Annotated in this window: 9 protein-coding genes; 3 read left to right on the top strand and 6 right to left on the bottom strand. The window is 61.8% G+C overall.

Going from position 1 to position 11,669, the window contains the following annotated elements; translation table 11 throughout:
* Positions 1 to 181 precede the first annotated feature (181 nt).
* Both AC3D25_RS24320 and AC3D25_RS24315 read right to left on the bottom strand, forming a co-directional pair.
* Positions 182 to 469 carry a hypothetical protein gene (locus tag AC3D25_RS24320; protein ID WP_488891023.1) on the bottom strand — a complete coding sequence of 96 codons (288 nt, stop codon included), beginning with the start codon at positions 467 to 469 and terminating at the stop codon, positions 182 to 184.
* A gap of 35 nt (positions 470 to 504) precedes the next feature.
* On the bottom strand, positions 505 to 1,386 hold the full coding sequence (locus tag AC3D25_RS24315) for an NmrA family NAD(P)-binding protein (protein ID WP_488891022.1): 882 nt from the start codon (positions 1,384 to 1,386) through the stop codon (positions 505 to 507).
* Positions 1,387 to 1,621: 235 nt separating this feature from the next.
* On the opposite strand from AC3D25_RS24315, the gene AC3D25_RS24310 reads away from it, so the two are divergent.
* Entirely contained in the window at positions 1,622 to 2,506 is an 885-nt protein-coding gene (locus AC3D25_RS24310; protein WP_488891021.1) for a LysR family transcriptional regulator, read from the top strand.
* 22 nt (positions 2,507 to 2,528) lie between these two features.
* Here the strand turns inward: AC3D25_RS24310 and AC3D25_RS24305 are convergent, their stop codons facing one another.
* A complete protein-coding gene (locus tag AC3D25_RS24305) occupies positions 2,529 to 3,581 on the bottom strand; it encodes a sugar-transfer associated ATP-grasp domain-containing protein (protein ID WP_488891020.1) in 1,053 nt (350 codons plus the stop codon).
* A 122-nt stretch (positions 3,582 to 3,703) separates the two neighbouring features.
* Positions 3,704 to 3,883, bottom strand: a complete 180-nt coding sequence (locus AC3D25_RS24300; protein ID WP_488891019.1) for a hypothetical protein — start codon at positions 3,881 to 3,883, stop codon at positions 3,704 to 3,706.
* Positions 3,884 to 4,024: 141 nt separating this feature from the next.
* On the opposite strand from AC3D25_RS24300, the gene AC3D25_RS24295 reads away from it, so the two are divergent.
* Entirely contained in the window at positions 4,025 to 6,259 is a 2,235-nt protein-coding gene (locus tag AC3D25_RS24295; protein WP_488891018.1) for a hybrid sensor histidine kinase/response regulator, read from the top strand.
* Here the strand turns inward: AC3D25_RS24295 and AC3D25_RS24290 are convergent.
* Positions 6,256 to 8,409, bottom strand: coding sequence for a hybrid sensor histidine kinase/response regulator (locus tag AC3D25_RS24290; RefSeq protein ID WP_488891017.1), 2,154 nt, complete (start codon positions 8,407 to 8,409; stop codon positions 6,256 to 6,258). The two genes, AC3D25_RS24295 and AC3D25_RS24290, sit on opposite strands and share 4 nt — an antisense overlap.
* Positions 8,410 to 9,318: 909 nt before the next feature.
* Between AC3D25_RS24290 and AC3D25_RS24285 the strand changes: the two genes are divergently transcribed.
* Positions 9,319 to 10,173: a PA4780 family RIO1-like protein kinase gene (locus AC3D25_RS24285; RefSeq protein ID WP_488891016.1), complete on the top strand. Its 855-nt coding sequence runs from the start codon at positions 9,319 to 9,321 to the stop codon at positions 10,171 to 10,173.
* Between the two features lie 12 nt (positions 10,174 to 10,185).
* Here the strand turns inward: AC3D25_RS24285 and AC3D25_RS24280 are convergent, their stop codons facing one another.
* Complete coding sequence (locus tag AC3D25_RS24280; protein WP_488891015.1) at positions 10,186 to 11,658, bottom strand: hypothetical protein; 1,473 nt, start codon at positions 11,656 to 11,658, stop codon at positions 10,186 to 10,188.
* Positions 11,659 to 11,669 lie beyond the last annotated feature (11 nt).

Raw genomic sequence — 11,669 nt, 5'->3', positions numbered from 1 at the left:
ACATCCCCGCTCGCGCACGAACCCAACAACTTGCCGCGACGAAGCACGCTGACATCGTCCGCGTAAGGGTGCGCGCGAAGATCACGCATCGACGCCTATCGACGAAATGTGATCGGTCCACAAAACGAAGCGGCGACCCGATCGGTCGCCGCGCGTTTTGCCGCACGCTTTACCTCGCGTTCTACTTGTTCAGCAACATGCCGAGGGGCGCGAGTGGGCCGATCGGGTACAGGTCGAACGTCAGGATATTCGCGACGCCTAGCGGCAATGCCTTGAGAAGCCGGTCAGCCTCTTCGACCGAATCCACGCTCATCAGAAAGATCACGCCCACCGCGTTCTCGCGCAGCCAGAACTGCTCCATCTTGCCGTCGAGGTAAAGCTGCAACGTGGCGGGGACTTCCGCGGGCATGTACTGCGCCATCTGCTCGGGGGTCATCGGGGCGACCGTACCAACTGCCATGACTTTCATGATATTCATCCTTGATAAGGTTTGAGTTTTGCGGCTTAAGCGGTAGCGTTCAGGCGATCTGCATGAGCGAGGGCAAATTCGCCGACGGTCATCGAACGTTGTCCGGTCAGCGTCTCGATGTTGTTATCGGCGCCTGACATGTGGCCGTTCTGGTAGTCGGCCATCGCGCCTCGCAAGTGCTCGACGATGTAGGACGGAACGCCCATTTGCTCGATCGATGCACAGTATTCGTCGATGGGGAGATCCTGAAAGACGATCTTGCGGCCGAGCGCTTGCGACAGTTCCGCCGCCATCTGCTCGTGATTCATCTCGACCGGGCCGGACAGCGCAATGGTCTTGCCAATGTGATCGCCGGGGTTTTTCAGCAGCGCCGCGATGGCGCGGCCTTGATCGCTCGCGGCAATCGGCGAGTGACGACCCTGGCCGACAGGCATCCGCAGAATGCCTTGCTGCAAGTACGGCAATTGCCACGGATAGAGAAGCCATTCGAGGAAGTAAGTCGGCCGCAGATGGATCACGTCGAGCCCGGACCAGTTGAAGACTTCCTCGGCGATGAAGGTGTCGCGGCACGAGTCGCTGGTCGAATCGCGGTTCGCCGAACGCTGCGACAGGTTGATGACCGTCTTGACGCTCGCTTCCTTGGCCGCCTGCACGAAGTTCACGGTGGCGTGGATCAAACCAGGCTGGACGGGCCAGACGAAGTAGGCTGCATCGACGCCTTCCATCGCGGCGCGAATGGTATCGATCGCAAGCAAATCGCCGACGACAATCTCCGCGCCGAGCTTTTCGAGCGCCGCCGAACGTTCGTCGATACGGCGGACCATCGCGCGCACTTCCAGTCCGAGTTGAAGCGATTCCTTGACGGCTGCGCGACCCGTGTCGCCCGTTGCGCCGGTGATGAGTACTTTGCGGTTCATGTCATTCTCCATGTCGGCGCTAGCCGAACGTTGATCGTGCAGTTAGATCTGAGGATTGGCTTGGGTGTCGGAACTTGCGTCGCGGCGCTTGAGTTTCTTTGGCGCTGCGCTTCCGGTGAGTGAAGAATGAGGCTTGGCGAGAGGACGCGGTAGCCGTTGGTTTTCGCTATGATCTATGCTGGTTCAGCATTGATGGTCCAGCCCGCAAGCGTCCACGCGAGAGGAGCTCTTAGACGTGAAAGACATCCTGACGCTCAGGCTTTATTCGCGCGTGGCGCGCCTGGGAAGTTTTTCGGCAGCGGCGCGCGAGGTGGGACTTGCTCAGTCGCAGGTCTCGCGGATGGTCGCGGATCTCGAGGCGGGGCTGGGGGCGAAGCTGCTCTCACGCACGACGCGCGCCGTGGTCGTGACGGAAGCGGGCGCCGAGTTTCTCGCGCAAATCGAGCCGATTCTGGCCGCGCTCGAAGATGCGGGAAACAGTGTTCGCGAGAGCGGCGAACTCAGCGGCATTCTGCGCGTTGGAATGCCGACCACGATGGGTATCGGCATCGTGATCCCGCGTCTTTCGCCCTTCACCGAGCGACACCCCAATTTGCAGGTCGAACTGCTGCTCGATGACCGATGGCAGGACATGGTGCGCGAAGCCGTGGATGTCGGCATCCGCGTGGGGTCGCTTCCCGACGCGTCGGGGACCTCGAAGCGGATCGGCACGATGCAGCGCGTGATCGTCGCGGCGCCGGCTTACTTGAATCGCGCCGGAACGCCGTCCTGCCCTTCCGATCTCGCGCAACATCGCATCGTGGGCGGACCCTCGACCGCGCAGGCGACGTCGTGGCAGTTCGAACGTGACGGCGAACACGAAACGATCGAACTGCCGCCCAATGTCATCGCGAATACGCTGTCGGGCGCGGTGGCTTGCGCGGCCGGTGGTCTCGGCATTACTTCGTCCACGAGCTGGGCGTGTCGGCACGAGCTTGAAAGCGGTGCGCTCGTGCGCGTTTTAGCGGACTGGAGCATGGCCGAGCTTCCGGTGAACGCGTATTTTCCGATGGGCCGCTCGACCCGAAAGGTGGCAAGGGCTTTTATCGAATTTATCTCGGAGGAGCTTAAGGGCCTCTAGCGAACGCTTGAGCACTGCACGCTTATCGCCAGAGTTTTTCCCAGCTAAGGTTAGCGAAGCACGGCCCTTGCGTTGCCTCGCTGAACTTGATGTCGTTATGCTCGGCGTTCCATTCCATCACGCGTACCTTGTCGTCGCGATCGACGGAGAGGTCCCAGCCGATACATCGCGCAAACGGCACCTTGCGATGGAGATCGACCACGGTGTCGATACATTGCCGGAACGCAGGCACCTTGGCTCCGCCGAACGGAATGTTCGAATCGGGATGCGCCTGAACGGGAAGCCAGTCGGGCGAGTAACCGTATTCGGCAAGCGCGCCATCGGCGATACCGACGGGAATGCGGATATGACTGCGAGACTGCACGTGGGTATCGCCGGCGCGTCCCAGCCGGAGATAAGACCCGCGCGCCGTGATCGAACCCGAACACTCGACGACCGTGGTGATGCGTATCGTCGCCACCGAGTCGGGCGCAAAGCGATCGAGCAGTTCATGCTGCACGATATAACTCTGGAATACGCCGTTTCCCAGCAAGCCGATCGTATTCAGATCGAAGGTCTGCGTGTCGAAAAAGTAAATGCCCTTGCCTTGCAAGGAATTATCGATCTTGAATACGACTTCCCGCGCGGCGCTAAAGAGGTAGTCACGCACCGCCTCTTGCGCGAGCGGCTGTCCGTCGTGAGTGATGAAGAGTCCGTTGACGAAGTAGGCAAGGTCTGGAAACGCGGAACTGTTGAACGTGACGTTCGTCATCGCCTTCAGATTCGAGAGCTTGCCGTACAGGCCCTTCATGCGTGGCACGACCACCGCGCCGTAGTAGTTATCCGGGATCCATCCGTCCTTGAAGGTCCGCGCGACCGCCGCATAAACCTTGAGCCACGGCGCGTAGCGCGAATGGCCCAGAACATCGCGCGCGTAAGCGTCCGCGAGCTTGAGATCGTGCGCCGACGTCTTGCCCATCCGGCTTTCGATATGGTTAAGAACCGTTGCTGCCTGCGCTGCGTGCTGCGCGTGGAAACGTTGTGCGAGCACTGCCCTGACGACGCGTTTTGCGCCGGACTCTACCTTGCCGATCATTTGTGGTCTCCGTCTTTCTAAGTATCCGCATTGCTTTCCGCGACGCGATTCCGGGGAATTTATGACGATTCCGTTCAGGGTGATAGAGCGGCAATGCTTTGTTACTTCGCCCTGCAAATGGCTTACAGGCCATGACGGATCGATGCGCGCGGCAACTGCGTGGTGTCGAGACGCGAGAGGTGCTGGTTAAACGCGGCCTGTCCGGCTCGGGCGAAGAGAACGTTGTTCGTTATTCGTTGAGGAATAGCGGCGCGAAGCATGACCTGGTTCGACGAACGCGAGAAAACTGCAACGTTCGCCATGCCGAAAACGCCTTACGGATCGCTGTGAAAAAATAGGGGCGGACTGCTCGGATCGCGCGTATTCCCTACCGGCTCAGAACAGGTTTGACGCGCCCTAACTGTCTGGATAATCTTCGCGTTCCGAGGTGTGCAGGACGCGTGATGATCGACCCTAAAAAAGTATCGGCGCTGGATAGTACGGCGCTCGAAATTCCTATTCCGCCACGGGATTTCGGTGCAACGCGTCGCCTGCTGATCATCGTGCTCGCGGCGTCGATCGTGACGCCGCTATTTTTTATTGCCGCTTACGGCACGATCGGCTATCAGCGCCGCCTGTCCGATTCGTCTGAGGTAATCGACCGTCTCGCGCGCGTGACCGAAGAACAGGCGACCAAGGTGCTCGATCTGAATCGGGAAATGTCGTCGCGGATTACCGGCGTCTTGGGCTTCGACGGCGATGAAAGTATTCGCGGACGTCAGGAGGACATTCACCGGACGCTAAACGAAATGGCCGAACGGCTGCCGCAGATCGCCGCCATTTCCATTTTCGGCCGCGACGGCGAGCTCTTGGTGAGCAGCCGCTTCTATCCGGCGCCGGGCGTTTCGATCGGTGGCCGCAGCGACTTCGTAGCCGCCCGGGAACACGGCGCGGACACCGCTATCTCGTTGCCGCTGCGTGGCGCGGTGACGGGTGCCGACGTATTTAACACGACCACCACGCGTCGCGCCGCCGACGGGCAATTTCTCGGCGTGATCGGCATCTCTTTGCGGCGCGAGTATTTCTTCTCCTTCTACAAGGAACTGGCCGCGACGGACGATGCGCTCACGTTGGGGCTTTATCGTCGTGACGGCGGGATTCTGATCAGATATCCGCCTCCGCGCGTACAGCCCGCGCCGGTGAGAAACCTGCCGCTGGCTCACGCAATTGGCGGACGAACGCCTTCTGGGCGCATCCGGATCGACTCGACGCTCGATGGCGTCGACAAGTTGCTGGCGTACCGCCAGGTCGGCGAGTATCCGCTTTACGTGACCGCCGGATATGCGGTGTCCGCCATTACGAACCGATGGCTCCAGCAGTACGGACTGGTCGCGCTGGCGACCCTTGTTCCCTGTTTCGGCATCTGGTTCCTCGTGGTGTTTTCGCTGCGCAGGCTGGAAGAGGAGCAGTCGGCGTGGGAAAGCTGGCGCGCCGAAGTCGGCATGCGTCTGACCGCCGAGGCGACGAGCCGCCAGATGCGGCGCATGGGTGCGCTCGGCAATCTCGTCGCGAACGTGGCCCACGACTTCAACAATCTGCTGATGGTGGTGAAGGCGAACATGGAACTCGCTCGCCGCAAAGGGTTTAACAACCTGGAGCGGGAAGTGACCGCCGTCGAGCGTGCGTCGGCGGGCGCGGAAGGGCTCGCTCGCCGGCTTCTGAGCGTCGCTCGGAAGCAGCCGCTGCGGCTGCAGGCAACCCAGTTGAAGCCGTGGCTCGACGACGTCGGATCGCTTCTTCGCACTTCGATCGGCGAACACGTCGCGCTGCAAATGTATGTATCGGAAACCGTGTGGCCCGCCTACGTGGATGCGACCGAACTGGAGTCCGCGATCATCAATATCGCGGTCAATGCGAAGGACGCCATGCCCGAAGGCGGCGAATTCGTTATTCGCTGCGAAAACGTTTGGCTCGCCAAGGCATCGGGTGGACTGACGCCGGGCGAGTATGTGCTGATCGCGTGTTCGGACAGCGGGACGGGCATGCCGGAATCGGTCGTGCAGCGCGCGTTCGAGCCGCTCTTCACCACCAAGGCCGCGAACGCGGGAACGGGGCTGGGTCTCGCGCAGGTCTTCGCGATGTGCGAACAGGCGGGCGGTACGTCCCGCATCGATAGCGTGTTGGGAAAAGGCACGACCATCCGCCTCTATCTTCCCAAGTGGCAAGGGCAGGCGACGCAGACGCCGCCGCCTTCGGTCCAGCCCCCTTCGGTCCAGGCGGCGCCCGCGACCGGCGCCGGGAGCCAGGGTTCGGTGCTGCTGGTCGAAGATAACGAGGAAGTCGCGGCCGGACTCGCCGCCGTGCTGGAAGTTTTCGGCTGGACTGCGCGCCACGAGCTGACCGGCGACGCCGCGCTCGCGCTGCTCGACGCAGGACATCGGTTCGACCTGATCCTGTCGGATATCCAGATGCCCGGGACGAATAACGGCATCGACGTGGCCGAGAAGGTTCGTCACTTCTGGCCGCTTCAGGAAATCGCGCTGATGACGGGTTATGCCGATGAATTCGAGCGCGCGAAGCATGTCGGCGTGACGATTCTGTCCAAGCCCTTCAATATCGACGACCTTCAGGAACTGCTGCAACGGGTCCACGTCGCGACGCGGACGGCGGGGCCGGGGCCCGAGCTTCGCCTAAGCTAGCGGCTGCGGGTTTCTCGCATGAGCGCCTGCAGTTCTTCGATATCGAATGGTTTCGCGAGGATGGTGACGCCCACGACGTTCGCGCGTTCGAGTTCGCCCGCGTAGCCGGTCATCAGCGCGATTTTCTGCTTCGGCCATCGGGCTCGCACGCGTTCGGCCAGGTCGATCCCGCTCAGGGCGCCGGGCATCTGGATATCGGACAGGATGAGGTCGAAGCTGCTTTCCGACTCCAGTACGGCGAGCGCGCGATCGGCGGTGAGTTCGTGCTGGACCTGGCAGCCGAGCATTTCCAGCACGGCGGCGATTCCCGCGGCCACGTCTTCGTTATCTTCCACCAGCAGCACCGACGCCACGCCGTCGCTCGCGGGCTCGTCCGCCACGGCAGGCTCGTGCACGGATGTATCGATGGGCCGTGCGGCATGACGCGGGAAGTACAGGCGTATCGTCGCGCCCGATCCCTTGATGCTATGCGCGCTCGCCGTGCCGCCCGCCTGTTCGCATGCGCTGAGCACCTGCGCGAGACCGAGACCGGTGCCCGCGCCTTCCGCCTTGGTCGTGAAGAGCGGCTCGAACACGCGCTCCTGCACCTCGGGCGACATGCCTTCGCCGTTATCGGAAAACGACAGCATCACGTACTCTCCGGGATCGAGTCCGTGCTGACGATCCGGCAAGAAAACGCGTTGCGCGCGTATGGAAAATTCGCCGCCCTGCGGCATGGCGTCCTTCGCATTGACCGCGATATTGAGCGCGGCCGATTCGAGTTCGAGAGGATCGACGAGCACGCTTCCGACGTCCGGTTCGACGTCCACCGCGACAGAAATATTATCGCCGACAGCCGTCTTCAAGATGCCGGCGACCGCCTTGATCCACGTCGTCACGTCCACGAGTTCGCGCTTGAGCGGTTGCTTTCGCGCGACGCTCAGCAATCGGCGCGCCAGACCTTGTGCGCCGCTCGCCGCCCGCTGGACCGCTTTCACCTCGTTCTCCAGGCCGTTATAGCTTTTCCGGCGCGCGAGTTCCATGTTCGACGTGACGACCATCAGCAGGTTGTTGAAGTCGTGCGCCACGTTTGCAACGAGGTTTCCGAGCGCGCCCATCCGGCGCAATTGCCGGCTGGATGCTTCGGCCGTGAGGCGCATCGACATTTCCGATTGCCAGCGTTCGCACGCCAGTTCTTCCGCCGACAGACGGCGCAGCGAATAGAGCAGGACGAAGCAGACGGAGAGCGTCGGCAAGGCGATGATCGCGGCGAGCGCCAGCAGGTTGTTCCGCCATCCGCGATAGATACCGTCGATCCCGACGCCCGCCGTCACGTACAGCGGATAACCGGACACGCGCCGGTATGAGAGCAGCCGTCTGACGCCGTCGACCGTCGAGGTGTAGGGAAGGTGGCCCGCGCGCCGGTTCACGGCGATGGCGGCGTCCACGGTTTTGTTCGACGCCGTGACGACATCGGGCCGCGTGTCCGGAAACCGGACGAGAATGCCACCGTCGGGCTTGAAGAGGCCGATCACTTGTGACGCGTCGGTATCGGCGAGTTCGCGATAGAAGTCCGAAAAATACGGACGCCTTAGCGCGATCGACACGACGCCCATGAACTTTCCGGTTGGCGAGACACGGGCGACATTGGTCGTGAAGACATCGGACAGCACGCCACCGCGCGCGGGAAGCGAAATGTAGGCTGCGGGGCGAAGGCGTCGGGCGGCCTGAAAGTCGTCGCGTTCGGGCACCGACGTGGTGGGCGCGGGGAAAAAGCGGCTGCTTGCGAGGAGGTCGCCCTGGATGCCGAAAACGGAGATCGCGGACACTTGGGCGAACGACGCCGCGATAGCGTCGAGCCGTCCGTGGATTTGCGCCTGATGGGATTTGATCTGAGCGTCGTCGCTATCGTCGAGAAATTCGATCGCGCGTTCGGATAGCTCGTGGTTCAGATCGAGCACCTTCACCGCGTGTTCCTCGGCGACTCTTGCCAGCCTGTCGACGTGATCGCCCGCGTCGGTGAGCCTTCGCTGCAGGTCGTAGTAGCCGTAGGAGATGAGGCACAGAAGCGGAACCAACAGAGACACGGCGACCAGCACACGAAGGACCCGGCGAATTTCGGCGAAATTGGGTGTCGGCGCTTGAGGGGGCGTCGGCAAGGTGTCCCTCATATCGCCTCCTTGAGGCTTGGCTGGTGGGTCTATCGTAGCGCGGAGTCTGGTTTTGCTGGCGCTGTTTGCTTTTGTTTGCCTGTGCTTCCTCGGAACTTGCTTTCGTGTAGGTCTATTAGCACGCCGCTATGCGCGGCAGCAGTCACTTTCTTTGCTGCTGCAAAGAAAGTAACCAAAGAAAGCAGCTTATCCACCTAAGTGTCCACCACGAATAACCTAGCGGATAGGCGCGCAAGCTGATTCGGCCATCGCACCACACAACAGAGTGGAGCCGCTCATCCACCCCGGCAGGCACAAAGTGCCTGCCGGAACGGCATAACCGAACAAACCAAACCGACCGCTGGTTGTTGAAGCGCCCGTCGTCCGAGCGCAGCGAGGATGGACCTGACAGATGCTGTGCCAATACCAGCGAATGCGAGTTGCCATAGTCAGCCTGCGCGCCTATCCGCGCGGTTATTCGAGGTGGACACTTAGCCGGATAAGCTGCTTTCTTTGGTTACTTTCTTTGCAGCAGCAAAAGTGACTGCTGCCGCGCATAGCGGCGTGCTAATGGACCTACACGAAAGCAAGTTCCCAGAAAGCGCGGGCGCATCAGACGGTGCAACCCCGACCACCCTCAAGCCGCCCCACGGCGCCGAATCCCGTGCTGCTTGCCTTGATTACTCTCTGTGCAGCTAGCCAAAGAAGGTGACTGCTGCCGCGCCCAGCGGCGTGCAAATAGACCCACGCGAAAGCAAGTTCCCAAAAAGCGCACGCGGACAAAAGCAAAAGGGCGCCAGCAAAACCAAACCCTAACCCCGTGTCCGCTTTATAATCCAGCATGAATTCTCTACGCTCCCACGCAGTAAACCGCCCCACGGCGCCCATGGCCAATTCCCGGATCCCCCGCGCGACAGCGTGCCACCTCCGATGAAAATTCCCAAACGCCTTGCACCGCTTCTCGACGAAGGTCTCATCGACGAAGTCGTCGGCCAGCTAATGAGCGGCAAGGAAGCGACCGTCTACGTCGTGCGCAGCGGCACCTCGACGCGCTGCGCCAAGGTCTACAAGGACGCGAAGCAACGCAGCTTCCGCCAGGCTTCGTCGTATCGCGACGGCCGCAAAGTGAAGAACAGCCGGCAAGCGCGCGCGATGGAAAAAGGCTCGCGATACGGCCGCCAGATGCAAGAAGAGCTTTGGCAAAACGCCGAGGTGGACGCGCTGTTCCGCCTCGCCAACGCGGGCGTGCGCGTGCCGCAACCCTATATTTGCACCGACGGCGTGTTGCTGATGGAACTGGTGACGGACGAAGCGGGCGATGTCGCGCCGCGCCTCAACGACGTCGATATGACCGAGACGCGCGCGCTCGAACTGCACGCGTTCCTGCTCAATCAGGTCGTCCGCATGCTGTGCGCGGGCGTGATCCACGGTGACCTGTCCGAATACAATATCCTGCTCGCGGCGGATGGTCCCGTGATCATCGATCTCCCGCAAGCGGTCGATGCCGCCGGCAACAACGAAGCCGCCGCGATGCTCAAGCGCGACGTGGACAACCTCGCTGCCTATTTCGGACGCTTCGCGCCGCAGATCCTGGACGCCGATTACGGAACGGAAATCTGGCGGCTGTTCGAAGCGGGCGCGCTGCATATCGACGCCGAGTTGACGGGCCGTATCGAACTCGACACGCGGCCGGTCGATCTCGATAGCGTGCTGCAGGAACTCGAAGACACGCGCCTCGAAGAAGACGCGCGCGCGCGTCGTCAGCAGGAACTCGGTGCGGGCTGAACGCCGCCGAATTCAGCGACTTTTCCCCTCGGCGGCCAGTAAGTATCTTTTCGCCTCGGCAAATCCGATATAGCGCAGCAGGAATCGCATGAATGGCTCCGAAAAGATCCCGTTGTGACCGTTGATCACCTGCGGATCCACCGACACCACGAGGAACGGCTGCCACGGTGCCAGCGGTTGCGGCATCTGCTCCATTTCGAGATCCGATAGCCGCATGTCCTTCGCAAAATCGAACGATGCGAGCGCGGCGGCCTGCGGGTTGAAGTCTTCCGCCACGTTCAGTGTCTCCTGACGGGTCCCGGTCGCCGGCTTCTCGTCGTCCCAGCGCCACCATTCGAACGTGCCGGGCGTCTCGCCCGCGCATTGCGAATCGGGATCTTCGTGCATCTCGGTCGCGATCAGCTTATGCGGCGACATCGGCATCAGACGATGCGTCAAGCCCGTTCCATCGAAGTCGTATACGCCCAGCGCTTCGCGCTCGGCGGCACGCTCGCGGTCGTCGTCGATACTTGCCGCGCTCGTGAAGAATTCACCCGCGATCCGCCCCGGTTTGAACAACGTATTGCGCGGCTGGTCGTTCCTGGCTGAGAACGTGACGAGCAGCGGTATCTGCGCAGAGCCGTACGTGACGCCGCGCGACAAGACGTTGATACGCTCGTAGGCCGCCGCCTCGACGGCGGGATTCACCAGCACGACGAGGTCGCCGAAACCTTGCAGCGGGGGAGCATTCGCGTCGCCGCCGACAGGCGTTTCGGTGTCTTTGGGCGCGGCGATTCGCGCACGCAGAAAGCCGCTTTTGTCGGGGCTCGCTCGCTCCAGTTCCTTCTCGAAGTATCGTGAGGTCGCCGCGAGCAGCACAGCGCCGCCGAAGCTGTGGCCGATCGAAACCAGTCCGAAAAACGGTTTCGGATCGGCGCTCGGAGTCTGTGTCGCGGTGTGGTCGTTGTAGAGCCGCTGCAGCCGGTCCATGAACTCCTGCAGGTCGCCTTCGCCCACGCGTTTCGCGGCGGATTTGCGTCCCCAGAACGTGGTGTAGTCGATCAACCCGGGCAGCGAGCGTCCGCGCCATCCAACATAAATACCGACGATCTTGACCGGCTGCAACGGCGCGTTGCCATGCAAGGTCTCGCGCGCCGTCTGGTACATCTTCTGTTGCAGTTCGTCGTGGAGGCGATGCAGCACTTGCTTGAACGCCTCGGCGTTGTCGTCGTAGCACGCTGCCGAATGATGCCAGCCGTGGATGAACAAAACGACCAGCGTATCACCCTCGGCGGTCTCCTTCTTCACGCTTGCCAGCGCGGCGTCGGCCTGCTCGGGATGCCAGAACCATCCCCGGTCGTCCGCTTCGATGTACTGCAGCGTGTATTCGTCGCCGGGCTTCTGCACCTGAGCGGTGCGATAAGGCGCGTTGTAGAGGCTGCACGAAGCCAGCACGGTGAGCGCAATGGCGAGACTTGCTCGTCCGAGGATGAGTCCTGCACGCATTGATTTATCTC

The organism is Caballeronia sp. SL1002, from assembly GCF_057814995.1.
The sequence above is the reverse complement of the archived record's forward strand: the minus strand, read 5'-3'. Positions and strand labels throughout refer to the sequence as shown.